This window comes from Streptomyces sp. NPDC050988 (assembly GCF_044456225.1).
Taxonomy (GTDB): domain Bacteria; phylum Actinomycetota; class Actinomycetes; order Streptomycetales; family Streptomycetaceae; genus Streptomyces.
Genome location: NZ_JBITFQ010000055.1, coordinates 1 through 24,128, shown reverse-complemented (window position 1 = coordinate 24,128; position 24,128 = coordinate 1). Strand labels below are relative to the sequence as shown.

The window sequence follows — 24,128 nt, the reverse complement described above, 5'->3', positions numbered from 1 at the left end:
TGTCACCCTCGCGGAGCTGCAACGCAGCGGCCAGATACACAGCCCCATTGTCCCGAAAGCACAGACGTAAAGCTACTTCAAACACGCAACACTAGCTGTCGGTTTCCTGCTCGGGCGAGGGTTCTTGCGGCGCGTCGGAGAGTTCTGTGGCTCGCGCGGCGATACGCGACTTCACCTCGGCCAGCATCAGCTCCACCTCCTGCGGAGGGCACAGATCGTCGGCGAGCTGGCCAGCGGTCCTCTCGACCCAGCGGCGGAACGCTACTTCCTCCGCTGCTTCGCTCTGATCGGCCGGTGACTGGTCGTCTGCGGGGACCGGGTCCCGCGGCTTCAATGGTTCACTCATGCCTACGGGTAACTTCTGATCTTGAAAGCGTGCAAAGAGGCCCTCTGATGTCGGCGCTTTCCGCTGATGGGCCCGCCTGCCGCTCCTGCTGCACGACGGCTCCCGCCGTAGGCATGCTCTCCGGCTTCGCGCGCTGTCAGCGCTGCGCCGTAAGGTGCCCAGAATGAAGGCAGACCCCGCCGTGTTCCCGGAAACCCCGATCTACAGTCGCCTTATTGCCGAACGCGGTGACATACCCGCCCGAACCCGAGAAGAAGCCCACCGCCTGCACCGCTTGCAGAAGCAGATCTTCTCCGGTTCGAGCATTCCCGGCCAGCTGCTGGATGCCGGACAGCAGAGCTCCCTCTCCGGCACCGCGCCGGTTCCCCCGAAGACCTCGCAGTCCCCGCCACCTGGCTAGCCGGAGCGCAGAGACCATGCTCAGGACAGTCCGGAAACAAGGCTGCCTCCACCACAGCCTCTTCTGCATCTACCCCAACAGCCCGCGAGCCGGGTCAGCCTTTAGCCCGCCGGCTTCCTCACCCAGGCTCTGCAGACCGCCCACCACCTGCGGCACGTCGGCCAAACAGCGCCTCTGCTCGCAGCCGTCCAGACCGCCGAACGGAAGGAGGCGACCGAATGTTTGGGATAGGTTTTTGGGATGGATGACGCCAAGGGCCGGGGCATCGGCACGCGCGACGATCGCACACGAACATGCGGCAGATGCGGTGAGGACCTCCTTCCGTACACCCGGGTCAACGGACTCGGGCAGACGACGAGCAAGGTCTTCTGGCGCCACCTCAGCGAGGCCGGCGGAGGCGGGGCCGGACACGAGCCGACCGTGGTGGTCGGTCCAGTCCGACGGTGGTGTGACTTCTGCGGACCGAAGACGCCGGCCAGCTGGTCGTACCAGGTCATCCCGGTCACCACGCGTCAGATGCTCATCCGGAGTTCGTCGGCTCCGGCGGCTCACGAGTTCACAGACGAGCTCATATCCAGTGGCCAGCTCAACGACACTCCCTGGTACGCGTGCGACGACTGCGCCGGGCTCATCGAGGACGACCAGTACGGCGCTCTGCTCAAAAGGTCGGCACGCGTACATGCCGAGCGCACCGGAAGGCCCGTGGGGTCAGACGGGCGCGTCGATCTTCATGAAAGTCACCAGCAGTTCCGGGCTATGAAGACCGGGGCGCGTGTGCCGATCCACTGGGATCGTTGATCGGCGGGAACGGCACATGCCGTTCTCGCGTGGCTCGCTACGCACAGCCCGGCGTGCCGTTGCTGGTTGGCATTCACCCTGATGCTGGTACGAGGCCAGCGTCGGTGCGCCCGCACGCCCCGGCACCACCCTCCTCACTCCTGCAGGAGAGGAGCCGATCGCGGAAATGGGTGTGGCTCACCCGCCTCTACGCTGATGGCCAACGCAACAGGAGGCAGACGTGAAGCGGGCACGTGCCGTTGAACTGATTGAACAGATGCTGCACCGGCTCGACGGTAGCCAGGAGTGGCCGCTCGATCTCGTGCAGCAGGTCTGGCTCTTCGGCAGCTTCGTACGCGGCGCGCTTGAGCCACACGACGTCGATGTCGCCGTACGGTTCGACCGCGACGAGCAGATGAAGGAGCTCGTCATCCAGACGCTCTTCTCCGGACGCGGCAACCCGTACACCCCGCTGCGCCGCGCCTTGGCAGGGACCTCCCGCGGACTGCAGTTCCAGTACGAGGACTCCGTGCGCGCGCAGTTCGAGGCCGAGGGCACCGTCATGCTGCCGTTGTGGCAGCGCGGAGACACCCTCGTCCAGGCACTCGATGTCCTGCACGGCATCGCAGAAGACCCGGACGCGGGCCGCGCCGCACGCCACGACATGATCGACGCGTTCACCGGCATCGACCGCCACATTCCCCGCCCAGTGCGCGCCGACCTGATCAAGTGGCAGCAGCAAGGCGTCATCACCCTCTCTCAGGTGGCGCTGCCCGATGCCTCTGGCCCCCTGCCGCTCGACGAACCGAACATGCAGTGGACCTTCCGGCGGTGGAACCCGGACAGCCCGCTGCGGCGCGCGGCCCTCGCCGGCCTGTCCTACCTGCAAAGCCAGGGCGCCGAGCTCGACGACATCGACCTGTCAGGCTCTCGGCTGTGCACCCCACGCCGGATGGCTGGTCACCGCAGCGAGCCCCTGTGGTGGATCAACTGGAAGTGGCAGGGCTACCGCGGCATCCCCTACTGCGTACGGGGTGGCAAGGCGTGGCTCGAAGTGGTCGGGCCGACCCGCACCCGCCCGCTGACCGCACTCCTGATCCAACCAGGGCCGAGGGCCAGCAACTTCCGGGACTGAGCACACAGCGACAGCGACATCGAGGTACGGGCGGGGATGCTCGACCGCCGCTCGGCGTGCCGAAGGGGAAGGAGGCCGAGCTCCGGCATCTGGCCAGGCAACTTCGGTCGGTTCAGGTGAGGGGAGACGGAGCCGCGCTCTTCGGCTCGGGGAAGGCGCTGGTGATCTTCTCCAGGAGCGCGTGGAGGCGGTTGCTGTTCATGGCCACCCACTCGCTCATCTCGCGAGTACTGACGGACTTCCCGTTGGGCAGTACGAGGGCTTCGGAGGTGCCGCACAGGGCGGCTGCGCGTTCCAGGTGGCTGAGCGCGGCAACGAACTCCGTGATCAGCGGTGTCTCGACGGCGCTGATGTGGAGCACCTGGTCGCAGGCGTGGACGGGCAGAAGGACGGAAGACGGAACAGCCATGAGGGGCGTACCTTTCGTGGTGGGGCGAGTCGGCTGGTCGGCCGGCTCGGTCAGAGTTGTTCTTCGCCCGGGGCCGGACCGCGCGGTCCGGCCCCGGGGAGTTGGTGGGTGCTGGCGGTTGGCCTCGGGACCACTGGGCTATGCAGCCTTGGGTGTGGCGGGACCGCTGTTGCCCGCGCCGGGTGGACCGGCCTCGATGATCTTCTTGCGGTAGGCGGGATCGGTGCCCCAGACCGTCCTGGACTTCTGCTGGTGGTAGCCGTTGGTGCACTCGCCGAGCCACATGCGGCCGATCCGCTCGATCCCGCGTGCCCAGCCGTCATGCCACAGGTAGGGCCCGGCGGCCGCGTCCTCCGCGTTGCCGTATGCCGACTCCCAGCCGGTCCACAGCGCGGTCAGCTCGGCCACCACGGCGCCGTGCTCCCACCAGCAGGCATGCGGGAGCTGTTCGGTGGTCAACTCGTAGGTGTCGGCCATGCGGATCACCCACGCGGTGAACTCGCCCCACAGCTCTGCGCGTTCCTCCTCCTTGATCTTGTGCCACGCGACGGGCGTGCCGGGGGCGCGCTTGCTTTCGCTGCCGCCGTCCTCGCCGGACGCGCCCTGTTTCGACGCACCGCGCACGGCCCCGGCGTCCTCAAGCCGCGCCAGACGCGCGGCGAAACCGGTGAGTTCGCCGTTGATGCTTTCCAGTGCATCGAACAGCGGGCCGAGCGGATCAGGCACGGGGCACCGCCTGTCGCGCCTGGCGGCTTCGCGCAGCACGGATGGTCGCGGACGAGGTCCTGGGGGAACTCACCAGCCACGGGGAGCGGGGCCCAACCTGCACGTGCGGCCCGTCGCCTTCGAGCAGGGCCAGGCGCTTGGCGAATTGGGTGAGTTCGTCGTTGATGCACTCCAGGGCATCGAAGAGCGGGCCCAGCGGATCATCGTCCGGCCCAAACAGCGGCGCCGGGCCGGGGGAGCGGGCCTCCTCGAGTCGGGTCAGGCGGGCGTGGAACTTGCTGTGCTCGCTGCTGAGGGCTTCGAGGAGGTCGAAGAGCGGCCCGAGCGGATCCTCGTCCTCCGGGTGGTGGGGCTGAGCGTCACTGGGGAATGGGTGCTCCTCCAGGCGGGCAATGCGCCGCGCGAGGCTGACCAGCCCACCGCGCATGGACTGCAGGACGACCTTGGACCACTCAGTTGCTTGCGGCATGGCTGTTCACCTTCTTCAGGGCTTCCTTGGTGGCCTCGGCGATCTCCTTGGCGCGAGGGCCTTCGTGGATCCGCTCGAACTTGACCTTGGTGACGGGGGTACGCCGGTGGACGACCAGGCCCTCGCGTTCCTTGATCTGCCGGATGTCGCCGGGTTCGAGCACGGCCCGGCGCCGGGTGGAGATGCTGATGGAGGCGCGGTCGCCGTCGTCGGACACGCTCTCGGTGTCTTCCTCGAATTCGCCGGCGAGCTGGGAGTACGTCTTCAGCTCCTGCTCGTCCGAGACACCACCCAAAATGACCTTGATGGTGGCGGCGGCGAACATCTTGCGGACGCCCAACTCCCCCCACCGCTCGTGGGCCTGGGCGAGGTTCTGCAACACCGCGACCATGAAAATGTTCTGCGAGCCGGATACGGACATCAGGCTGGGGATCTGCGGCAGGGGTGCCACGTTGGCGAGCTCGTCGCCGAGCAGCGCGAGCGGCGGGTCGAGACGGCCGTTGGGCATCCGGGCCGCGATCACCTTGGCGGTGTCGAGGATGGCCCGCGAGAAGGCCGCCAGGATGGGGGCCAGCGAGCTGCCCTCGTCCTCCTCGCCGATGAGGAAGACGGTGCCGCCCTCGGTGAGCCACTTGGTGATGGAGAAGTTCTTCTCGTCGCGGGCGGACTTGCCAAAGATCGCGGCGACCTTCTGGTCGTACAGGGCGAGGATGCTCTGCTCGGCGGTGCGCCAGCTCGCCGACCGCTCCTCGGGAGCCGCGGCGTGCTGGGCGGCAAGGGCCCGGGCGAGGTTCTCCTGGCCGTGGGCGGCCAGGATGTCCACCGGCTGCCGCTCGGTAGGGGCGGTAGCCCAGCGCAGGATGTCCATCCCGCTCAGCCCTTCGAGCGCGGCCGCGTGCAGCCAGCACGTCATGAGCATTTGGGCATTCATCACGAAGTATCCACCGTTTTTTGTCCCTTCATCCGATTTCGCGGTGCCGGTGAGGGTCTCAGCGCGTTTACGGGCGACGGTGAAGTCCTCGCAGCCGTCCGTGATGGCCCACTGGAGCTGCAGCGGCCAGTTGGACAGGCCCGTCGGGTCGAGGACCATGACCGGCCCGTATTTCTCGCGGCTCTTGGCGGTCGCGTAGAGGACGTCGGTCTTGGAGGAGGTGGCCAGCACACTGCCGGGGAAGTCGAGGATCCACGGCATGATCAACTGCGAGGTCTTGCCCTCACGGGGAGGGGCGACGATCAGGACCGTTTCCTCGAACGGGATGTACAACTTCACGCCGGTCGGGATCGCGGTGCCGCAGAACACGGCGACCTCGCTCACCGGCACGTCGGTCACCCTCGGCGGCCCGCTGGAGCGCCACTGCAGCGCCCGGGCGGGCCCGGCCGCCTTGACGAGGGAGGGCCGCGGTACGGCCAGGCTCGGGCGCAGCGCACCGAGCCGGGACAGGGCCTTGGCCTCCCCCATGGCCTCTTCCAACTGTCCGCTGGTGGCCAGCCCGTCGGTGCCCTCGTCCCGCATCGAGCGCCAGCGCCGCCACCCGGCCCGGGCTCCCCAGCAGGTGCCGACGGCCGCGGCGAGGAAGGGCGGGTAGAAGGCGAACGGCCCGCCCACCCCGGCCCCGGCCGGGTAGGCGGACTGCGGGTGCAGCGGATCGGCCAGCAGGGCGGGAATGGCGCCCGCGGTCTCGTTCCACGACACCAGCGCGGGGGAGGCGTGTGCCAGCAGACCGGAAATGACGGCGGCCAACCAGGCCCAGAGGGTGAGAGCAACTGCGGTGATGCACAGGGCGATCCACCAGGCGTCCTTGTAGACGTGCAGGCGGTTGCCCGAGTGCGGGGTGACAACTTTGGCCATTACCGCGCACCCCCACCGGTGGATATCGAATGCCTGTTGGCCGGCCGGCCGGCGGTGGGCGTCACGTCGGCGCGGGCACCGCGATGGCTCGGCGGCCGGGCGGCCAGGGCCTTGCTGTGCCGAGACGGCACGCGGGCGGAGAGGATTGAGTAGGTCATCACGCGGCGCTCTTTCGCATCGAGATGAGCGGTGCCGCGGGCGCCTGGCTCCCGGAACTGGCCTCGGTCATCTTGCGGTTGGTGTTGGTCAGCTCCGACTCGGTCGCGCTGCGGATGTGCTCCACCAGATGCATCCGGTTGCCCACCTGCCACACGGCCCGGCCCGGAGAGCAGCGGCTCGCGCCGTCGACCAGTGCCTCGCGCGCCCAGTCGGGCAGTTGCAGGTAGTCCGCCGTGATGTCGGCCTCGGCCTTGTCCATGTGGTACAGCACCCGGGTGGCGGTCAGTTTCAAGATGGCCGCGGCCTCGGGTGCCTCGTCGACCATCAGGTCGCCGAGGTGGTGCAAGATCGCCCAGAACGACAGACCAAGCCGACGCCCATACCGCACGAACTCTTCAAAAAGCCTGGCCACAGGGCGGTGGGACAGGATGTGCCAGGCCTCTTCGACGATCAAGGTGCGCTTGATGCTGTCCCCGGGCTTGATCCACGCGTAGCGCAGCCACGGGCCGATCACACTCATCAGCAGCGGCATGGCCTCGCCCTCGCGCGGCAACCGCGTGAGATCGAAGACAATCAGCCGCGCGTCCAGGTCGATCCCGGGAGTAGTTGGACCGTTGAACAACCCGGCCAGATCCCTTGTGGGACTGCACAGTTGGTCCATCGCCAGGCTCGCCGGCTGACCCCACTCGACCATGTCCTCGACACCGACCTCGCGCCGGCCGAGCATGGCCGGCTCGGGGTTGGTCAGGGCATCGTGGATGTCGGACAGGACCGCAACCCGTTCCTCGGCCGCGGCCCTCACCTGCGCGGCCGCGTGGGCGACGGAGAGGGAGAACTCACTCTCGCTGCTCAGCGGCCCGCCGATGATCTCGACCATCGAGCAGAGGATCTTGAACTGGTACTGCGAGGGAATCCGGGGATCCAGCGGGTTGAGCCGCACCCCCTCGCCGTCCTCACCGCCGTACACCAGACGGATCGGGGTGACACCGAGCGCCCGGGCGATGCTGTCCCACTCGCCGACGCCGTCCTCGCCCTGCGCATCCAGGACACAGAACGAGCGGTCCCGAAAGCGCAACTGCCGCAGCACGTAGCACTTTTCGAGCGAAGACTTGCCGAACCCCGACTTGCCGAGCACGAGCGCGTGACCACTGGGCAGACGCTCGCGGGCGGACGGGTCGTAGAGGATGAACGGGTCGTAGATGTAGGCCTTGCCGGAGTAGATCTCCCTGCCGATGATCACGCCCCGGGGGTCCGAGGACGGGGCGCCGACCGCGGGGTACAGCCCGGACGCGGTGGTGGTGGTGGTGCGCAGCGCGCGCCTTCTGGTCTGGGACTGGCGGCGTACGAGTTCGAGCATGGCGCCTCAGTCCTTCAGCAGTCCGGTGACCATGGGCAGGGTGTTGGCGAAGGCGCGGTACTGCTCGGAGTCGCACCACTCCAGCGCCAACTGGCTCTTGACCGCGGCCGCCCGCACTGTGTTGCGGTGCTGGACGAGCAGCTCGGGGTCGGGCGCGGTGACGGTGACCCACCCCGTCAGGCGCACGCCGGCCGCGCCGTTGGCGAGGTCGTGCATGGTGGAGGCGGACGCCCCGAGCTCACGCTCCTCGCGCGGGTCGATGATCTTCCCGGGGTGGTTGTCGGCCTGGCCGGCCTCGTTGGTGACGTCCGCCATGGCGTCCTCGAGCGCCTTGTCGGCGGGCAGCAGCCGCATCGTCACCCCGACCGTCAAGATCACGTCGCTGACGTACAGCAACAGCGGGGCCATGAAGTTGACGCCCACCGGCAACACGGGGAACTGCTTGATCCAGGCCGTGGAGGTGTACCAGGGATCGGCGCCCTCCCAGCTGCGGGCCGCCATGCGGGTCGGTTCCCGGGCGTCCATCTCCGCGGGCCAGCAGCTCGCGCGGTCCATGCCCCGGGTGTCGTTGAGCCAGTGATCGGGCGCGTAGGTGTGGTGGATCAGCGAGGCGAGCGCGGGCTCGTCCAGGTTGCGCACCCAGCGCAGCTGCGCGCCGCCCAGGCCCCGGATGAACTGCTCGACCTCCTTGCCCAGGACCTCGCCGTACCCGTCGTGCAGGGTCTTGTAGGTCAGGGCCTCGGCCGACAGCTCCTGGGTGTAGGGGATACCCAGCACCAGGAACAGCCGCCGGTCCTCGGCGTAGATCGAGACCATGTCGACCAACTGGTCGTAGGAGTCGCTTAGCCAGGACGGCGCTGCCGGATCCCGCCGCGCCGCGGCGTCGTGCGCATGGGCGTTGGGGTCCGTGGGCAGCAGCCGCGCCAGCCACTGCACGTACTCGATGCGACCGCCCGACTCCGCGGTTTCCTTGAGCAGGTACTCGTAGGCGGAGATCAGCGCTTCCTTGTCCGAGCCGTCCAATCCGCCGAAGTTCTTGGCGCCCTCGACCTCGATGCAGGTCACGAACATGGACTCGGTGGGCTGGAGCAGGACGGCGATGTCCCCGTACGCGGTCTTGGCCGTGATCCATTCCAGCGACTCCGGCACACCCACCGGCTGGGCCACCGGTAGCGGTGTGCCGTCCCTGCGGCGGCCCGCGAGCGGCGCCGTCGACTTGTACAGGAGCTTGCCGTCACGCAGCAGCCGGCGGTGGGTGCGGCGGATCTCGTACCAGCGAAGGAACGTCCGGCCCTTGTAGGGGACCATCGTGACCCAGATGCACGTGCCGGCCGCACTGAGGCATCCGAGGATCTTCAGAGGGATCCCCGGCAAGGTGGCCAGCAGGGCGACGGACAGGACTATGCCGCCGAACAGGACCAATTGCTCGTCCATTTCAAAGCGGCGCCCCAGCAGACCGCGTGGACGCGGTCGGGGGAACGAGAAGACGCGGTCCATCGCGACTCCTTTCTCAAAGCGTGATGGGTGAGGTGAGAGCTGCCGCTAGCTCGCGGGGGGCTGCGGCGGGGGAGCGGGCGGCGGAGGCGGGGGAGCCTGGCCGCCCTGCCGGGGCGGGCGCGGGGGAGCGCCCCCCGCGCCCGACCGAGGAGGCGGCGCGGGCGCCGGCCGTCGGGCCCCGCCCGGGGCCCCGCCGGATCCGCCGCGCGGACTGCCGCCTGACCCGCCCTTTCCCTTGCCGGGCGAGCCGCCTTGCTGGCTGCCACCGCCACCGCCACCGCCGTCGCCGGAGGCGTTGTTGGCGCCGTCCTTCGCGGCCTGGATGGTCTGGTCGCGGGCCTGGTCGACGCCTTCCTTGACGGCCATCGCAGCGGCGGCAGGTGGCGCGGCCTTGCTCGCCGTGCCCATGGCGCCGCCCGTGCCTCCGCCTCCGCCGCCGGACGAGCTCTTGGACGCGGCCTGCGTCTTCATGTCGTCCTGTTTCTGTTTCACGCCCTTGGCGCGCTGGCCTGCCTCGTCCTTGACCTGGGCCATGGCCTGGATCTCGTCACCGACGAAGGGCAGCCACTTCGAAATCTGGAAGGGCATGAACAGGGCGATGAACAGCAGGGCCACGAAGGTGATGCAGGTGCCGATGGCCTGCGGCAGGGTCATGCGGTTGCCGCTGGCGGCGACGCCGTCCAAGAGGGCACCCGCCAGAGCGAGGGCAACGTAGATGCCCAGCTTGCTGGCGATGATCCCGCCCATGATCCCGACCCACGTGCGGGTATGGCCCCACAAGTCCTTGTCGACCAGGCCGGAGAAGACCAGCGGGCCGAAGATCAGCCCGAGCAGGATGAGCGCGTTGCGCACGACCAGCATGACCCACAGGCCGAACACCGCGAGCAGGATCATCAGGGCGATCGGAATGGCGACGACCACCCCGACCCCAGGCATCAGAACAGAAATGGTGGCCAGCGCGGTGAAGATGACCAGCCCGCCGACGAACACCTCGGCGATGTAGTCACCGAGAATCGCTTCTGCCGCACTGTCAATGAAATCGACTGTGTACGCCACGGCCACCGGCATAAAGGCCGCCACGGCCACGGACATCAGCAGGTAGCCGACGTTCTCCATAGCGGCCTGGGCGATGGGCACGCCCCGGACCACCCGCTTCACCACCGATATCAGCCACTGAACCATGGTGAAGACGGCGGCGAGGGCGAAGATGAGACCGTACAGGCGAATAAACCCTGGGTTTCCCCAGTCGATTTCCATCATGGCTAGTCCCCCTTCCCCTTCTTGGGCTCGGAGGGCTTCTTGCCGGTCAGCTCCTCGCCAAAGGCAGAGAACATTCCCTTGGTTCCGGACCGCAGCTTCTGCTCCAGGTAGCCGAGCGGGTCGGAGGCGAAATCAACGGCCCCGCTCACGCCATCGACAACGGAGTCAGCACCCGACTTGTCGTAAAGCCACTTGGCGCCCTCCTCCGCCTTATCACAGACGTACTTTCCGCCCGGAGCATTGCACGGGTTCAGAGAAACGTCCGCGTGAGCCTGGGGAGCTACTGGCCCGGCGACAATGATGGAGGCCGCGAACATGGCGGCGACAAGCCCCTGCGCCATTCGCCGCCGCACGAAATCAGCCTGCATAGCGCGGCGCCCCGAATTCCTTGTTGGCCAGGCGCATGTCATCGGTGGACGACGCCGACTGGTCGGCCGCGACCAGCGGAGTGGGGCCGTCGGCCTGGTCGATCGTCGCGACCTTCCAGTCGCCGTTGTCCCACTGCAGGATCAGGGTGTAGGTCGAGTAGGTGCCGGAGACCGGCATCTTCGAGTTGTCGGTGGGGACTCCGACGACCTCGCTCATCCAGACCCGGACGGTCGCCGTGTCGTCGGAGTAGGAGCGCACGCTGGTGCCGAGCGAGGCGGCGCGCATCACCATGTCGGGCGCCGTCTGCTCGGTCACGCCGAGCGCCGCCATCAGGCCCTTGGCCGTCTGGTCGTCCTGCTCCTGCTGGCTGGCCAGCGCAGAGGGCGCCATCACCGTCTTCAGCACCTGGTGACGCAGCGCCTCGTCGGTGAAGTACCCCGGTGAGGAACGGGCGACCTGATAGTTGACCGCGGCCGCCGCGGCACCGTCCTTGGTGCGCGGATATCCCACGGGGACACCGCTCTTGACGGAGCCCGCCTTGGCGCCGGGCCCGCTGCCGCCGGCCTGGGCGGTGGGCGTGGAGTCGGCGGGCGTCTTCGGGGTCTGCGCAGCGTCCGTGCCATCCCCGCCGCCGAACAGGGTCAGCGCCATGCCGAGCGCCAGCACGACGCCGAAGACGATGGCGCCGATCTTGACCCTGCGCCAGGGGGACGCCGTCCCGGCGCCGGGAGTCTCCGACGTCTTTGCCGTCAGGCTCCGCGTACCGGTCTGCTTCTGGTTCCCGGTCATTAGATTCCAAACCCGTAGACGATGCCGAAGAGTGTCGACATGGAGGCGACGGCGAAAAGGCCCAGAAGGGAGCTGGCGACCATCGTCTGCCCCTTCTTCGTCTCCATCGTGTTGTGCTGCTGATTTCCGACGCGGATATGGACAGCGCCGACGATGGCGCTTCCGAGCAGGAAGAGAACAGCGCCGGCCATGACCACGCCGACGATGATCTTCGCCTTGGTGCCGATGGCGCCGAATACTGCCCAGTCGGGCTTGATCCCGTCTGTGATGGTGCCTATGTCGCCGTTTGCCGCGAGCTGCACCACCTGCTGTGTTACCTGCACGAATCCCTCCCAGGCCGCGAAAGCCTGCCCCAGTCCGTGTGGCGGACCTGGACAATCGGTCGTCGACAGCGAGGAATTCGCGCGTCACACCGAATAATTGCCAGCCGAATATAGGGAGGCGGCCAAAACGCCTCCCTGGCGGATGCGTTGACGCACCCGCAATTCCATGCCTTAGAATTCAGCGCGAGTTGTCGATTCCCTGCTGCTTTCACTCGGCGCAGACGCTAGCCGCGCGACGTGCGGCTATGTAGTGGCGCATTCGCAGCCCTGGGACGCCCGGCTAAACGGGCTCACCCCATGGCACGGGAATTGCGGTTTCCGTCCCTCGTGGCGGGATGCGCATCGACGACTGGGGAACGAAATATGAGCACAGCCATACGCATCGCCGGGGGTGGGATCGCGGCGATGTGCGCTGGGGCGCTCTGCCTGCCGCTGATGCTGGGCAGCGGCGGGCCGGAGAACGGACCGCAGTGGGAGGACTCCTGCACTCCCGACAACTCGGCCATGCAGGTGACCAGCAAGGAGCAGGAAATCCCGGCCGCGGCGGCCGGGGGACAGGTCACGGTGCCCCTGAACCCGCAGGGCAAGCAGCAGAGCGTCAACTGGACCGCCGAGCAGAAGAGCAACGCCAGCGTGATCACCAACGTCGCGCGCAGCCGCGGCCTCCCGCCCCGCGCGGCAGTCATCGGCGTGGCCACCGCCATCCAGGAGTCGATGCTCAAGAACATCAAGTACGGAGACCGCGACTCACAGGGCCTCTTCCAGCAGCGCCCCAAGATGGGCTGGGGCACCGTCGCGCAGGTCACCGACCCGATCCACGCCAGCAACTCCTTCTTCGAGCGCCTGGCCAAGGTCGACAAGTGGCAGACCAAACCGCTCACCAAGGCCGCTCAGAACGTCCAGCGCTCCGGCTTCCCCGACGCGTACGCGAAGTGGGAGAAGGCCGCCGGTGAGCTCGTGGTCAAGAGCTGGGGCAAGAAGGCCGTGCTCTCCACCACCTCCGGGTGCGACGCCGTCGAGAACGCCGCCAACTCCAGCGACGCCAAGGGGGGATGGTCGCTGCCCGTGGAGAACTCCCGCGTCAGCACCCCCTACAAGGCTGGCGGCGGCATGTGGTCCTCCGGCTACCACACCGGCGTCGACTTTCCCGTCCCCACCGGCACTCGGATCCAGGCCGTCGGCACCGGCACCGTCGTCGAAGCCGGATGGGGCGGCGCGTACGGCAACAACGTCGTCATCAAGATGAGCGACGGCAAATACACGCAGTACGCACATCTCTCGAAGATCTCCGTGAGCAAGGGCCAAGCCGTCAAGGCCCGCCAGGAGATCGGCCTCTCCGGTGCCACCGGCAACGTGTCCGGACCGCACCTGCACTTCGAAGCCCGCACAGGACCCGCGTACGGATCCGACATAGACCCCGTCGCCTATCTCCGCAGCCACGGACTCTCGCTCTGACCCCTGAAGGAGGAGCGCCCGCGGCAGCACGCCGCGGGCCACACACCATGAACACCAGCACGCGCTACCAGGTCCACATCAGCCGCGACGGCCAGCTCCACATCGACGGCGAGCCGCAGGTTGTCCCCGACGGAGTCGACCCTGCGCAGGTCGTCGTCCAAGTCCTCCACATCGAGGCCGCCGGCAGCGGCCTGTCGGTCCTCGTCCAGGTCCAGGACGAGCGCAGCAACTCCCACTTCGACATGCAGGTCATGCCCGACGGCACCACCCAGGCCGCAGGAACCCCGCCCACGGCTCCCCAGGGGGCACAGACCGAGGCGAGGGAGCAGAAGGGCAGCCTCCTCGACCGGCTCGCCGCCGCCCAGGCCGCCGGCCGGGCCCACGACTTCGACACGGCCATAGCGGCCGCCGACGACATCCTGCAGCAGCTAACGGCCGAGCAGGGCGACACGGCCGCCGGGACCCTCGAAGCCGCGCAGTTCCGGGCCGACCTGGCCTATCTCAGCGGCGAGTACACCTTCGCCACCGCCTCATGGACCTGGCTCGCCCTCGCCTGGTTCGACCGGCTCGGTCCGGGCAAGCGACGTACCCAGGTGGCGGCGCAGAACGCCACCCAGGCATGGATGCAACTACCGCCTCACGAGGCAGGCCCCTTGACCTCCGACCTGGTCAACATGCTCCTGGAAGTGGCTCCCCCCGAACGCACCGCAACCATGCGCGCCCAGATCGCCGAGCGACTCGGACAGCTCAACAACTAAGGACAACGCAAGGGCCGTCGGGCCTTGACAACCTTGCAACATCATCAGACTGCTACAGTCTTCTGCCGAGAGCACAACAACCCCTATGTGCGCAAGAGCTTCGACGGCAGAGGAGGCAGGATCATGTGGCGTCTGACGGTGTTCGTCCAGGGTGTCCTCACGCTCGGCGTCGCCATCATGATGCTCGTCACCTGCCTGATGGTCGTCTCCCGCGGCGCGAGCGTCGAGCTGGCCCAGTCGCTTGGTCTTCTCGCCTTGTTCCTCGGGCTGCTCCTGGTCATCGAGCGCCGGACAACCGGGCGCTGGTTCAGGTGGTCACGCCGCTGAGGCCAGCACCGGGTCCGAACTCTTTCGCCTCCCGGCCGCTGCGCTTCTCCTCAGCGTGACGACGGCGTCTGCATGGGCGCATGGGCCCATCCAGAGACAAGTACGAGGCCCCGCCCGTTATCCGCAACTCGGGCGGGGCTTCGCCATTCTCTCGGATCCATCCGAGGACGTTGGTCTCATAGCCGATGGAGACAGCGTGCGGGAGTGTCCGGGCACGGAGCGAGAGACGCGCCCTGCAGAGCAGCCGGCCTGCGGCCTTCGGGCTCACTCTCAGGATCCCGGCGAGCTGGGTGTGGGTGTGACCGTGGGCCAGAAGTCGCAGCGAAGCGAGTTCGTGGTCGGTGAGTTGCGGCTGCCCCATCATGTGAGGATGGGCCGATCGATGTGCCGGTGCTCGGTCTCGACGCCGTAGCCGACGGCCCGTATCAGAGCAGCGAGTTCCTCGGCTACGACAACCGACCGGTGCCGGCCGCCGCACAGGACATGGAGGTCCACGCGGTGCGGGTCGGGCAGAGCCAGGAGCGCCCGGGCACGGTTGAGGCTGCGTTCGATGAGCGGGACGGTACCAGGGGTGGCCAGGACGTAGTCGCGTACGTGGGGGTCGAGGCCGTTGGCCTGCAGCATCCGCGCCCGCACGGCAGGGTCTTCTGGTGGGTTGCGCAGGCGGCGGGCATCGACGCGGAGTGCGTTGCCACACGGAGCGTCCTGGTGGCCGTCGCCGTAGCTCGTGATGACGGTCCGGATCAGGGCAGGGTTGGCTGGGCGCGTAAGTCAGCGGGAGGCATGAGCCAAGTCTCGGGCCATGAAGCGGCGAGGAGAAGAAGAAGCGGGTTGTTGCCTGTTGCCCGTTTCGTCGCTGCTGGTCAGCGAGCACCTGACGCGGGAGCCGAAACCCACGCACCCCTTGATACGACTTGTGGCGGGCCTGCTGCCGACCGGTGGTGAACGGTGCCGGAACAAAAAGAGAGACCAGCCATACCCGCACCCGCGAAGGCGCAGGATTTCGAATGCCCAACTCGTCGGATGGACCTGTGAGATGGCTGGTCTCGCAACCAGTTAAGCACACCTTCCGTGCCGGCGGTCAAACCATCGCCCCGAAACGTCCTCGCGAACCGGCCCCGCCGCCACCGTCGAGCTCGCCGCGCGAATGCCCAAATCCCGCCCGGTGGGACGCAAAACGAAGATACCGCAGCCATCGCGCTCACCCCTTGGACCGCACCTCGGTTTCGGCTTGTTCACCGGTGGATCACGACGCAGCCTGCCTGGAGTCCACCGTCCTCGTCCGAAACGGAGCCGACCATGGCCGAGCCCGGCAACACCACGGTCACCTGGGCCGAACGCATGGAGCTCCTCAAGGACTCTGCACAGCAGCGGGTCCTGAACACACCGATGCCCACCGCGGCGATGGAACAACTCCTCGCCGACGGAAAGGCAGACGCTCTCGGGCGGTTCGAGGGCAGCCCCGTGCGCTACATGGACCGGTGGTGGCGGGTAGACGAACTCGGCTGGATAGCTCTCGATCCAGCCGCATCCGCTCAACTCGACCTCCATGCCGAGCGCTACCGGGCCGCGACCGCGGCCACCGCACCCGCCGGCACACCTCCCGAGGCGGACGACGAACTCGCCGAGATGCCGCCCGCCCGGCCCGAGGCGGGGGCAGCGTGAACAACGAACAGTACGGAGCGCCACAACACGAGCTCAACGTCCTCAGCAGCCTCCTGCGCGATGGCTCATCGGCGTACCAACTCGTCGACTGGAGCCCCAAAGAGCCCCAGTACTGGCTCAAGCCCAACCACTTCCAGACGGCCTGGCTCGGCGACGCCTACGAGGCACTGCTGCCCGACGGACTCAAAGACATCGAGCAACAGCTGCAGGCCTACCCGGGTGGCGATCGATCACAAATCGCGGCAAACGTAGTCACCGCCAGGATGATGACCCTTTACCAGCAGCGCGCCGCGGCGGGCGACACCAACGCGCAGTGGGCGGTCAACCAGGCGTACTACACCCACTCAGAATTCTGGACAGGCCTCCATGACGCCTTCCGCCAGATGGCACAGCCCACCTGGCCAGCCAACCCCGAGCACGCGCGGCACGACGCCTACGTCACCGCCCGCGCAGCCCAGCACCCCTCCACCACCGAGAACGTCCCGTTCGAACTGACCCGCGCACGGGGCTACGACAATGACGCGCGCTACCGGGAACTGGCGGTCATCGGGGCGATCCTCAACGACCCTTGGCGAGCCCAGGAGTTCCGGTACTCACCACAGAGCCCCGACGCATCGCCCTACTGGCTCCAGCCCCAGGACTTCGGCGACCCCGCGACCGCCGAGGTCTGGGATGCCCTCGTCACGGGCCCGGACCCCGCCATCGCGCTTCCGGCTGCCGCCGACCCCAACCTCACACCGCAACAGCGGGCCACCGCGATGATCCAGCACATCACCGCACGTCTCACCTACAACGACCACCACCGCTCGACCGGCGACCCGGCGGCCCAGGAGCGACTGGACGCCAACGTCAGCCAGCAGATCGGCGCCTGGCTGGCTCATGCTAGCTCCCCGGACTTCCGCCCGGATCTCGACGCTCCGGACTTCATCCCGAACCCCGCCAACGCCGCCCGGTACGCGGTCACCTTCATCCTCGAGCCGAGCATTCCTGCCGCCGTCGAGGACATGGCAGGCCGCGTCCGTGACTACGGGCTGTCCGACGCCTCCCTGGGCCAGGTCGGCCTCGAGCTCAGCACGACCCAGTACTCTCTGGACGAACTCGCCGAGCGTCTCGACGCCGCGCCTCGCACCCTCGCCGGCTACAGCACACCGGACCAGGCCGCCAAGCCCGCACCCGAGCAGAGCGAAGGGCAACCGAGCTACACCTCCCTGCCCACCGAGCGCCGAGTCCTGATCTCGCTCATGCAGGATCCAAGCCAACTGCATCACGACGGCCCCACCCGCTCCCTGGCCGAACAGGACTTCACCCAACCCGAGCACCGCTACCTCTTCAAGGCCATCCAGTCACTGCCGCCGGATGCCGCACAGGACCGCTGGCTGCTGAACAACCAGGCCCAGCAACTGGCCCGCTATGACGGGGCCCCACCGCTGGACTTCGAGGAAGTCAACAACATCGGTCTGGCCGCGCGCACACTGACGGTCGACCCCGCCGACCAGGGGGCCGGCCACCTCGTCACCATGACGGTCCGCCGCACCGCACGCGACGCCAGCACCGCGGTCCAAGCAGCCGCGCGAGAGACGCTCGACCCACGCGTTCTCATCGACCAAAGCCGCCAGCAGTTCCAGCAGGCCACCCACGAAGCGCTCCGCTACCACGAGCAGTCCGTGCCCGAGCCCACCCCCTACGGCACCCAACAGGCACACGTCGCGTGATCCCGGCAGGCGCAACCAAGGGAGCACCCCGTGGCCGCTGACGAGCCCGATGCTCGGCGGGGGGGGGGGGGGGGGGGGCCGCCCCCCCCCCCCCGGGGCCCGCCCCCCCCCCCCCCGGGGGGGGGGCCCCCCCCCGCCCCCCCCCCCCCCCCCCCCCCCCCCCCCCCCCCCCCCCCCCCCCACCGGGGCGGTCGCCCCGCGCCGCCCCCCCCCCGGCCCCCCCGGGGGGCCCCCCCCCCCCCGGGGGCGGGGGGGGGGGGGGCCCCCCCCCCCCCCCCGCCCGGAGACAATGTCCAGAACGCCATCGAGTGGTTCACCACGGACCGCTCTCGCACTCGCCAGGCCATCGAGCACCCCGACGGCCCGATCGCGCCAGGAAAGCTCCTCGACTCGGCCCACTTCGACGTACAGGTCAACCGTCTCCTCGACGGGAAACCAGCCGAGGAGGCCCAGGCCCTCGTCCACGCCCAGGCCGAGTGGCTCATCAGGTGGATGCCGCGCGACCACAAGCCCATGTCCCTCGACAGCGCCCAACAGGCCGGCCGCGCCTGGGGAATCCTGATCACCTCGGACACCGGAGCCCTGCCCGACCAGGACGTGCTGACCGAGGTCGCTGCACGGACCGGGATCTCCAGGCGCGCCGCGGACGAAATCCGCAGCCAGGCCCACAGCACCAGCGCCGCGTACAACCGAGCCGACCTGCTCATTCCGTACGACAACGCCCCGGAGGAGGTCCTCACCGGCGACTGGAACCGGCTCGCCGCCTGCGGTCCCGAGCTTCCGGAGGCCGTAGAACGGGCCCAGGACGTGCTGGAACTGCTCACCGCCCGCGTCACCGGTGCCGAGGACCACGACTGGATGGATGCCGCGGCGCAGCACGCTGCCCAGGTCTACGCCAGCGTCATCCGCGCTCAGCCGCTCCTGGCCTCCGTCGCCGCGGTGATCCCCAGCAAAGACCAACCCGATGCCGCAGCCGACCAAGCACGCCTCGTCGAACTGGCCCAGCAAGGCCACCTGACCACCGCCGCCACTGCGGCAGCCCGGGCGCGGGCCGTGCAGGAATGGGCCGACCGAGACAGCGAGGCCTCACCGGACCGGACCAGAACAGTAGAAGCGGCAGCCCCCGCGACACGCACCCTGATCCAGTTGAACGAGACACTCGCGTCCCTCGACCCGGGCCGCGGCCCGTCCGTGTTCACCGCGCTGGACCCCGAGCGCGTCGCACAGATCATCGGGGCGATCGGTCAGCTGTCCGCCAGACTGAGCACGGTCCTGCGCCCGACCAGCCCCCTGCAGGCGACGACAGGAGAGCATCCCACGCCCCAACGCCGTCAGCACCAGCAGCATCCGCCCACCCCGGGCCAGAGCCCCGGAGGCAGCACACCAAGGGCAACGCCCTGAGCGGCCTCGCGTACGAACGATGTCCAAGCCGCTGGAGATCGTTCCAAGCCGGGCACGCCCGAGATCGCCAGCGCATGCAGCGACAGTGTCGGCGGGCCCGGAACTCAGTCGGCGGGTAAACGGGCGTCCGGGGCCTGCCTCCCGATCACTTCGCTGACGACGCCGAAGGGGGCAGTCGACCAGCAGGGCCGGATCCCTGGCCGGTCGGGATCCGTCAAATTTCGCGTCGACCCCGTGCGCCGACGACGAGTCCGGGACGACGGAGTACAACTGCGGGACGCCATTCAGAATGGCAGTCAGGCATCCGGTGCCGGCGCGGCGGCGATCCGGCAGATGTCTGGCATGGGGTCGTCCGGCCCGAACACGGCGTCATCCCAGGCCTCTTCTGCCGTCCACGCGTTCCAGCAGGTGATGATTAGGCCGATCTGGTGTGCTGAGGCAAGTCTCCCGCGCAGCGCGGACCCTCGCGACATGAACCATGAGTGCAGGCCACGGCGAGGATCGCCCGGCTCGAGTCGGGACGCGAAGATCAGCCCCTGGAAGAAGTCAGCTGCCACTGCCGGTCTGAGGTCGGATGCGGCCCGGGCAATCAGATAGGCAGCCGCGAGCGAAGCGGGCGGTGTGGACCTGAGCCCGCTGCGCAGCGCGGTCATGGTCGGGACGGACCGAGGAAGATCCGGGTACCGGGTCTTCAGGACCCGGGCCGTCTCGGCGTTCGTGAAGACGCGGCTTTGCCACGCCACCCACGGCAGTGTGTCCCGCTCGGTGTCGTACAGATGAACCAGCTGCACGGCAGCGGCGATCTCCTTGCGGTGTGAGGCAACGCCGATCGCTCCCAGCGCGTCTGCCGCGGTCCGGGCCTTGCCGCCCGGCACGTAGCGCACGTGGTGCGGGACGTCCCGGGCGATGAGGAAGGTGCGAGGTACCTGGCTGACCACCACGGCGTGCAGGCGGTGCAGGCCCCGGATCACCGCTCCGTGTGAACACAACGCGAGGGGAGCGGGGTTGGCGTCGTCCCAGTCCCCGCACGCCATGTCGCGCGCAAGGCGGTGTACGTGGTCCACATCTACCGGATCGGGTCGGCACCCGGCTTCCCGTGTCAGCAGCAGTCGTTGCTGCGCTTCCACGGGGGTGATGACCTGTGCGGTGATCTCGTACAGCACGGACCCGCCCATGAACCGTCCCCTTCGAAAGCTTCTGCTTGTCGCCCCATCTCAACAGCCGCAGGCTCCGCTTCTCGCCTGTCCTCCGTCCCCTGCACAGCGATCACCCGATCGGGCGAAAGCGCCATCACAATGTTGCCTTCAATGTAATCGAGTTGCATTGAAGGCAACATTTTGGGTAGGCTGGCGGCATGCCGAAGCCCCCGGAGACATCGAAGAGCACCCTGGAGACCCTGCGAGGATCCGTAGACGCCCTGCTCACCGTCGCCGGCCAGAAGCAGAACCAACTGGCCGAAGGGATTGACCTGCCCAACTACGCCGTCAGCCGCCGCCAGTCGGGACGCTCGCCGTGGAGTTTCGACGAAGCTGACACCATCGCCCGGCACTTCGGCATCCCGACCCTCACGCTCCTCGCCGGAGCACAGACCGCCTGCGAGGCCTACGCCAGCAACCGGGGGAGCACCGTGACGGAACTCATCGCTGCCCCCAAGGAGACGCTGAGGACCGCCGAGGCGACGTCGACAAGCTCCGAACCAACCTCAGCCGAGCCGCAGAGCAGCGAGCCCGCAGCCCCTACAGCCGACGACGTCACCGAGCTGCCCACTCCGGCTCCCTGCGTGCTGTGCGGGCTCCCGGCCACCACCGAACTCGAAGGGTTCCCGCAGCACGTCTCCGCCGACGACTGCGAAGCAGCGAAGAGCACGGCCCAGGCCCCGACACCGCCGACCGACGTCCATGCGGCCCCCGAGGCACCCGCCCCTTCCCCGACCGGCGTCACGCAAGAGCCCCCGCGGACGCACACCTCCCGAGCGGGAGAGCGGTCCGCCCGGCCGCGACAGGAGCGCACTGACACCAAGGACGCGGGCGTGGCATTCCTGCGCAGCAACATCAAGCACGCCCTCCAGGAGCACAACGGCGACATCGAGGCCGCCCAGGCGTTCCTGATCCGCAAAGCCATCCCCCACGCGATGGAACTACTCGACATCACCCGCCGGGGCGGCCGCTACGACGTGGTGGCCTTCCCCTTCCTGCCGGACATCCTCAGGAAGCCGACCGACAGCAAGCCCGATCAGATCTGGGAAGCCCGCCCGAAGTGGAGCCGCGCATGGGACAGCCTGCCGCCCGGCATCCATACCATCGACGAACTGGACATCAACGGCGCCTACCTGAGCGCTCTCAAGACGCACCTTCCGCTCGGTGAACTCGTCCACAGCGAAGGTCCCATCGACACCATCAAGGAGAAGCGCTCCGGCTTCCACCTGGTCACACCGGGGGAGTGGACGCACGCGCATCTGCCCAATCCGCTGGGCGCACGCGATGAGCAAGGCCCGCTGTGGATCGGAGAACCCACCCTGCGCCAACTGAACCGTGCGGCCTCCGAGAAGTACGGCCGACTGTGCACCCCTCCGCAGATCCACGAGTCCTGGACGAGCGGAAGCACCGAGCACCTCCTGGAGTACGCGCGCGTCGCCCTCACCGAGGTGCGGGCCGAGGCGATCGCCACCGACAACACCGTGGCCCGGGAGTACATCAAGGCGATGTACTCGAAACTCGTGTCAACCATGGGTGACTCGAACTACAACCGCGACCTGCACCGACCCGACTGGATGCACATCATCCGCTCCGCCGCGTTCTCCAACCTCTGGGAAAAGGCGTTCAAAGCGAACGCCGCAGGCCTGCATGTCGTTAGGGTCAGTGGCACCGACGAGCTCCACGTGATCGGCGACTGGCGCGCAGCCGTCGCGACGGGGGGCCGTCGCCTCTTCCCTGAAGGACGAGGCGTGACAGAGGTCAAACTCAAGAACCAGCGGACAATCACAATCGACTCGGAGGCGTAGCGGTGCCCGGAAGGCATATCGACTTCGGCCATTACGGCGCCAAAGGGGTGCGCAGCAGCATCGCTGCTGCGCACATCCTGGACACCCTCGCGGGCGGCATCACATCCCCGGTGACCACACGCCGCGGCCTCACCGCGCGCCTGCGCTACATGACCCGCTCCGCCCACGCCCGCAGCCTCATGGTCAGCGAAGGCCTCAACCCGAGCCCTACGACCCTGTCGAAATGGCTGGACGGAACCCAGGAACCCAAGCCGGCCAACCTTGACCTGATCGACCGGACCTACCGGAGGATGCGCCGCCACAACGTGGCCCGCTACCTCCTCCAGCGGCTCAACGCCGGCACCCGAGTGGAGATCCACCCGGCCGACGACTCGTTCGTCCAGCAACGACACCGGCGCCCCGACAAGCGCATGCGCAAGTTCACTCTCAGGCGCTGGGACCGCATCGTTGCAGCCTGGGCCGACGGAGCTTGGGAGAAGGGCAACGAGGAGCCGTTGCACGACGTCTGGTGCCAGATGCTCAGCGATGAGTTGGGTTCGGACTGGGGCGCCTACGAGTACTGCAAGTCGATGGGCTTCAACGCCTGACACCCCGGTCGGCCTCGACCGACATCCGCAACCGGCAAGCACCACCTCCCTAATGCCGAAGGACCCCGCGCCGTGCTCCTCACCCGCATCAGCGCCCACGCGACCGCCCGGCATCTCGACCCGCAGATGCCGGGCCTGCTGGCGGCCGCTCTCACCGAACTCGGCCTCAGCGAGCCGATACCGGACACAGTCCGCCACGCCTTGGTCCAACCCCATTGGCGCTACCGGCTGGTGTACCGCGCCACGACGGTGATCCTCGAATGCGGGACCGTGCACCGGGAGCACGCGGAAAGCGGCACCGTCGACCTCGAACCTCTTGTCCGTGCCAGCCGCCTGGCGTGCGACGACATCAGCCGCGTGCACCGGATGCGCGGCACCATTCCCTTCGACCGGCGCCACCGCATCAACGCCGTACGCGCCCACGCCCACCGCGTCGTCAACCGAGTCCAGTGGGCCGAGACGAGTCTGGACGCCGAGCCAGCTGCCAACTTGCGTGCCTATGCCCGCCGCTGGCTCACCATCTCCGACCGATACATGGTCGGCCGGATCGGCGCGCTCCTCGACGACGTCGAGTGGTCGGTACCACGCCGTACCTAGGAGCCCGTCCCGCCCCGGCCTACACGAACGCCAGTACACACCGAACAACCGAAACCGAAACGAGGCAGGCTTCTACATGAGCGGATTCATGCCGGGCGGAGCAGTCGACCCGGAGATCGAGGGCACCTTCCGAGCGGACGCAGACGGATACGTTTCGCGGAACGCCGGCGGGTTCATTTCGTGTCCGCCCTCGGTCATCGCCCGCTGTGCAGCCAATCGCGTGCCGCCCGAGTCGCTGACGCTGCCAGCCGGATACACCCAAGAATCACTTGACCAGCTCATGGCAATCACGGGATTCGTCGATCGCGACGTACGCATCTCGGGCCGGCAGGCGGAGGAACTGGCGCAGATGGGCGAGCAACTCCTGGAACTGCACAGAGCGGGCAAGGTACAGCCCCCGCTCGGGCCCTTCGAGGAACAGTCAGTCGGGCATCTGCTCAGCACCGTGTCGCGGGCGAGCAGGTAGACCGCAGGCATCCCCGACGACAACCCCGGTCCCACCGACGCCTGCATCGGCGGTACGCACCCCTCACTCACCGGATACTCCCTCCTGAGCATCCTGCAATGAGGCCAACTGCCCTGGCCCGTGCCCGCCGGGGAGGACCTCACCGACTTCGTGCCACACGGACACCGCCTCCCCACCGCCCCCGCCCCGGGGGCCCCCCCCCCCGGGGGGGGCCGCCCGCTAGTTTGCACCCCCGCCCCCGGGGCCCAGCAAACAAACCAAAAAACAAACACAAAAACCCCCCCCATGGGGGGT

General features: G+C 68.3%; 26 protein-coding genes. 13 read left to right on the top strand and 13 right to left on the bottom strand.

The window, feature by feature from the left end; all coding sequences use genetic code 11:
- Nucleotides 1–91: 91 nt before the first annotated feature.
- Nucleotides 92–346, bottom strand: coding sequence for a hypothetical protein (locus ACIBEI_RS48955; RefSeq protein WP_398897965.1), 255 nt, complete (start codon nt 344–346; stop codon nt 92–94).
- Nucleotides 347–509: 163 nt separating this feature from the next.
- Between ACIBEI_RS48955 and ACIBEI_RS48950 the strand changes: the two genes are divergently transcribed.
- The 3 genes from ACIBEI_RS48950 to ACIBEI_RS48940 all read left to right on the top strand — a co-directional run bounded on the left by ACIBEI_RS48950 (nt 510) and on the right by ACIBEI_RS48940 (nt 2,658).
- Entirely contained in the window at nt 510–746 is a 237-nt protein-coding gene (locus ACIBEI_RS48950) for a hypothetical protein (protein WP_398897963.1), read from the top strand.
- A gap of 240 nt (nt 747–986) precedes the next feature.
- Nucleotides 987–1,544: a hypothetical protein gene (locus tag ACIBEI_RS48945; protein ID WP_398897961.1), complete on the top strand. Its 558-nt coding sequence runs from the start codon at nt 987–989 to the stop codon at nt 1,542–1,544.
- A 220-nt stretch (nt 1,545–1,764) separates the two neighbouring features.
- Nucleotides 1,765–2,658 carry a nucleotidyltransferase domain-containing protein gene (locus ACIBEI_RS48940; protein ID WP_398897959.1) on the top strand — a complete coding sequence of 298 codons (894 nt, stop codon included), beginning with the start codon at nt 1,765–1,767 and terminating at the stop codon, nt 2,656–2,658.
- Nucleotides 2,659–2,770: 112 nt separating this feature from the next.
- Here the strand turns inward: ACIBEI_RS48940 and ACIBEI_RS48935 are convergent, their stop codons facing one another.
- The 10 genes from ACIBEI_RS48935 to ACIBEI_RS48890 all read right to left on the bottom strand — a co-directional run bounded on the left by ACIBEI_RS48935 (nt 2,771) and on the right by ACIBEI_RS48890 (nt 11,865).
- Nucleotides 2,771–3,067 carry a hypothetical protein gene (locus ACIBEI_RS48935; RefSeq protein WP_398897957.1) on the bottom strand — a complete coding sequence of 99 codons (297 nt, stop codon included), beginning with the start codon at nt 3,065–3,067 and terminating at the stop codon, nt 2,771–2,773.
- Between the two features lie 138 nt (nt 3,068–3,205).
- On the bottom strand, nt 3,206–3,793 hold the full coding sequence (locus tag ACIBEI_RS48930) for a hypothetical protein (protein ID WP_398897955.1): 588 nt from the start codon (nt 3,791–3,793) through the stop codon (nt 3,206–3,208).
- A complete protein-coding gene (locus ACIBEI_RS48925; RefSeq protein ID WP_398897953.1) occupies nt 3,786–4,262 on the bottom strand; it encodes a hypothetical protein in 477 nt (158 codons plus the stop codon). The genes ACIBEI_RS48930 and ACIBEI_RS48925 overlap by 8 nt, the downstream gene beginning before the upstream one ends.
- Nucleotides 4,246–6,111, bottom strand: coding sequence for a type IV secretory system conjugative DNA transfer family protein (locus ACIBEI_RS48920; RefSeq protein ID WP_398897952.1), 1,866 nt, complete (start codon nt 6,109–6,111; stop codon nt 4,246–4,248). The genes ACIBEI_RS48925 and ACIBEI_RS48920 overlap by 17 nt, the downstream gene beginning before the upstream one ends.
- Before the next feature lie 157 nt (nt 6,112–6,268).
- A complete protein-coding gene (locus ACIBEI_RS48915; RefSeq protein ID WP_398897950.1) occupies nt 6,269–7,627 on the bottom strand; it encodes an ATP/GTP-binding protein in 1,359 nt (452 codons plus the stop codon).
- Nucleotides 7,628–7,633: 6 nt separating this feature from the next.
- The gene (locus tag ACIBEI_RS48910) at nt 7,634–9,124 is read right to left on the bottom strand and encodes an SCO6880 family protein (RefSeq protein WP_398897949.1); all 1,491 of its coding nucleotides are present in this window, start codon (nt 9,122–9,124) and stop codon (nt 7,634–7,636) included.
- A 45-nt stretch (nt 9,125–9,169) separates the two neighbouring features.
- On the bottom strand, nt 9,170–10,384 hold the full coding sequence (locus tag ACIBEI_RS48905; protein WP_398897947.1) for a hypothetical protein: 1,215 nt from the start codon (nt 10,382–10,384) through the stop codon (nt 9,170–9,172).
- Nucleotides 10,385–10,386: 2 nt separating this feature from the next.
- Nucleotides 10,387–10,752 (bottom strand): hypothetical protein, encoded by a 366-nt coding sequence (locus ACIBEI_RS48900; RefSeq protein WP_398897945.1) that lies wholly within the window; start codon nt 10,750–10,752, stop codon nt 10,387–10,389.
- Nucleotides 10,742–11,542, bottom strand: a complete 801-nt coding sequence (locus tag ACIBEI_RS48895; protein ID WP_398897943.1) for a hypothetical protein — start codon at nt 11,540–11,542, stop codon at nt 10,742–10,744. The genes ACIBEI_RS48900 and ACIBEI_RS48895 overlap by 11 nt, the downstream gene beginning before the upstream one ends.
- The gene (locus ACIBEI_RS48890; RefSeq protein ID WP_398897942.1) at nt 11,542–11,865 is read right to left on the bottom strand and encodes a hypothetical protein; all 324 of its coding nucleotides are present in this window, start codon (nt 11,863–11,865) and stop codon (nt 11,542–11,544) included. The genes ACIBEI_RS48895 and ACIBEI_RS48890 overlap by 1 nt, the downstream gene beginning before the upstream one ends.
- Nucleotides 11,866–12,228: 363 nt before the next feature.
- Here ACIBEI_RS48890 and ACIBEI_RS48885 point away from each other — a divergent pair, with 363 nt between their 5' ends.
- The 3 genes from ACIBEI_RS48885 (at nt 12,229) to ACIBEI_RS48875 (ending at nt 14,405) form a co-directional block, all read left to right on the top strand.
- Nucleotides 12,229–13,320 carry a M23 family metallopeptidase gene (locus ACIBEI_RS48885; RefSeq protein ID WP_398897940.1) on the top strand — a complete coding sequence of 364 codons (1,092 nt, stop codon included), beginning with the start codon at nt 12,229–12,231 and terminating at the stop codon, nt 13,318–13,320.
- A 47-nt stretch (nt 13,321–13,367) separates the two neighbouring features.
- Nucleotides 13,368–14,078: a hypothetical protein gene (locus tag ACIBEI_RS48880; protein ID WP_398897939.1), complete on the top strand. Its 711-nt coding sequence runs from the start codon at nt 13,368–13,370 to the stop codon at nt 14,076–14,078.
- A gap of 123 nt (nt 14,079–14,201) precedes the next feature.
- Nucleotides 14,202–14,405, top strand: a complete 204-nt coding sequence (locus ACIBEI_RS48875) for a hypothetical protein (RefSeq protein ID WP_398897938.1) — start codon at nt 14,202–14,204, stop codon at nt 14,403–14,405.
- Nucleotides 14,406–14,765: 360 nt separating this feature from the next.
- On the opposite strand, the gene ACIBEI_RS48870 is transcribed toward ACIBEI_RS48875, so the two are convergent.
- Nucleotides 14,766–15,137, bottom strand: coding sequence for a hypothetical protein (locus ACIBEI_RS48870; RefSeq protein WP_398897967.1), 372 nt, complete (start codon nt 15,135–15,137; stop codon nt 14,766–14,768).
- A 567-nt stretch (nt 15,138–15,704) separates the two neighbouring features.
- Between ACIBEI_RS48870 and ACIBEI_RS48865 the strand changes: the two genes are divergently transcribed.
- From ACIBEI_RS48865 to ACIBEI_RS48855, 3 genes are all read left to right on the top strand, one after another.
- Complete coding sequence (locus tag ACIBEI_RS48865) at nt 15,705–16,070, top strand: hypothetical protein (RefSeq protein WP_398897936.1); 366 nt, start codon at nt 15,705–15,707, stop codon at nt 16,068–16,070.
- The gene (locus ACIBEI_RS48860) at nt 16,067–17,782 is read left to right on the top strand and encodes a hypothetical protein (protein ID WP_398897934.1); all 1,716 of its coding nucleotides are present in this window, start codon (nt 16,067–16,069) and stop codon (nt 17,780–17,782) included. The genes ACIBEI_RS48865 and ACIBEI_RS48860 overlap by 4 nt, the downstream gene beginning before the upstream one ends.
- 492 nt (nt 17,783–18,274) lie before the next feature.
- The gene (locus tag ACIBEI_RS48855; protein WP_398897931.1) at nt 18,275–19,183 is read left to right on the top strand and encodes a hypothetical protein; all 909 of its coding nucleotides are present in this window, start codon (nt 18,275–18,277) and stop codon (nt 19,181–19,183) included.
- A 296-nt stretch (nt 19,184–19,479) separates the two neighbouring features.
- Here ACIBEI_RS48855 and ACIBEI_RS48850 read toward each other — a convergent pair whose 3' ends face one another.
- Nucleotides 19,480–20,346 carry a hypothetical protein gene (locus ACIBEI_RS48850; RefSeq protein WP_398897929.1) on the bottom strand — a complete coding sequence of 289 codons (867 nt, stop codon included), beginning with the start codon at nt 20,344–20,346 and terminating at the stop codon, nt 19,480–19,482.
- Between the two features lie 191 nt (nt 20,347–20,537).
- On the opposite strand from ACIBEI_RS48850, the gene ACIBEI_RS48845 reads away from it, so the two are divergent.
- The 4 genes from ACIBEI_RS48845 (at nt 20,538) to ACIBEI_RS48830 (ending at nt 23,834) form a co-directional block, all read left to right on the top strand.
- Entirely contained in the window at nt 20,538–22,184 is a 1,647-nt protein-coding gene (locus ACIBEI_RS48845; protein WP_398897928.1) for a hypothetical protein, read from the top strand.
- 2 nt (nt 22,185–22,186) lie between these two features.
- Complete coding sequence (locus tag ACIBEI_RS48840) at nt 22,187–22,771, top strand: transcriptional regulator (RefSeq protein WP_398897927.1); 585 nt, start codon at nt 22,187–22,189, stop codon at nt 22,769–22,771.
- Between the two features lie 72 nt (nt 22,772–22,843).
- Nucleotides 22,844–23,368: a hypothetical protein gene (locus tag ACIBEI_RS48835; RefSeq protein ID WP_398897926.1), complete on the top strand. Its 525-nt coding sequence runs from the start codon at nt 22,844–22,846 to the stop codon at nt 23,366–23,368.
- A 280-nt stretch (nt 23,369–23,648) separates the two neighbouring features.
- Nucleotides 23,649–23,834, top strand: a complete 186-nt coding sequence (locus ACIBEI_RS48830) for a hypothetical protein (RefSeq protein ID WP_398897925.1) — start codon at nt 23,649–23,651, stop codon at nt 23,832–23,834.
- The last annotated feature ends 294 nt before the right edge of the window (nt 23,835–24,128 follow it).

Excerpts from the sequence above, each read along its gene's own strand:
- ACIBEI_RS48885 (WP_398897940.1), top strand. The coding sequence starts at position 12,229 with ATGAGCACAGCCATACGCATCGCCGGGGGTGGGATCGCGGCGATGTGC.
- ACIBEI_RS48895 (WP_398897943.1), bottom strand. The coding sequence starts at position 11,542 with ATGACCGGGAACCAGAAGCAGACCGGTACGCGGAGCCTGACGGCAAAG.
- ACIBEI_RS48955 (WP_398897965.1), bottom strand. The coding sequence starts at position 346 with ATGAGTGAACCATTGAAGCCGCGGGACCCGGTCCCCGCAGACGACCAG.
- ACIBEI_RS48900 (WP_398897945.1), bottom strand. The coding sequence starts at position 10,752 with ATGCAGGCTGATTTCGTGCGGCGGCGAATGGCGCAGGGGCTTGTCGCC.
- ACIBEI_RS48905 (WP_398897947.1), bottom strand. The coding sequence starts at position 10,384 with ATGATGGAAATCGACTGGGGAAACCCAGGGTTTATTCGCCTGTACGGT.
- ACIBEI_RS48855 (WP_398897931.1), top strand. The coding sequence starts at position 18,275 with ATGCCGCGCGACCACAAGCCCATGTCCCTCGACAGCGCCCAACAGGCC.
- ACIBEI_RS48865 (WP_398897936.1), top strand. The coding sequence starts at position 15,705 with ATGGCCGAGCCCGGCAACACCACGGTCACCTGGGCCGAACGCATGGAG.
- ACIBEI_RS48925 (WP_398897953.1), bottom strand. The coding sequence starts at position 4,262 with ATGCCGCAAGCAACTGAGTGGTCCAAGGTCGTCCTGCAGTCCATGCGC.
- ACIBEI_RS48915 (WP_398897950.1), bottom strand. The coding sequence starts at position 7,627 with ATGCTCGAACTCGTACGCCGCCAGTCCCAGACCAGAAGGCGCGCGCTG.
- ACIBEI_RS48950 (WP_398897963.1), top strand. The coding sequence starts at position 510 with ATGAAGGCAGACCCCGCCGTGTTCCCGGAAACCCCGATCTACAGTCGC.
- ACIBEI_RS48935 (WP_398897957.1), bottom strand. The coding sequence starts at position 3,067 with ATGGCTGTTCCGTCTTCCGTCCTTCTGCCCGTCCACGCCTGCGACCAG.
- ACIBEI_RS48875 (WP_398897938.1), top strand. The coding sequence starts at position 14,202 with ATGTGGCGTCTGACGGTGTTCGTCCAGGGTGTCCTCACGCTCGGCGTC.
- ACIBEI_RS48920 (WP_398897952.1), bottom strand. The coding sequence starts at position 6,111 with ATGGCCAAAGTTGTCACCCCGCACTCGGGCAACCGCCTGCACGTCTAC.
- ACIBEI_RS48880 (WP_398897939.1), top strand. The coding sequence starts at position 13,368 with ATGAACACCAGCACGCGCTACCAGGTCCACATCAGCCGCGACGGCCAG.
- ACIBEI_RS48830 (WP_398897925.1), top strand. The coding sequence starts at position 23,649 with ATGGCAATCACGGGATTCGTCGATCGCGACGTACGCATCTCGGGCCGG.
- ACIBEI_RS48910 (WP_398897949.1), bottom strand. The coding sequence starts at position 9,124 with ATGGACCGCGTCTTCTCGTTCCCCCGACCGCGTCCACGCGGTCTGCTG.
- ACIBEI_RS48945 (WP_398897961.1), top strand. The coding sequence starts at position 987 with ATGGATGACGCCAAGGGCCGGGGCATCGGCACGCGCGACGATCGCACA.
- ACIBEI_RS48845 (WP_398897928.1), top strand. The coding sequence starts at position 20,538 with ATGCCGAAGCCCCCGGAGACATCGAAGAGCACCCTGGAGACCCTGCGA.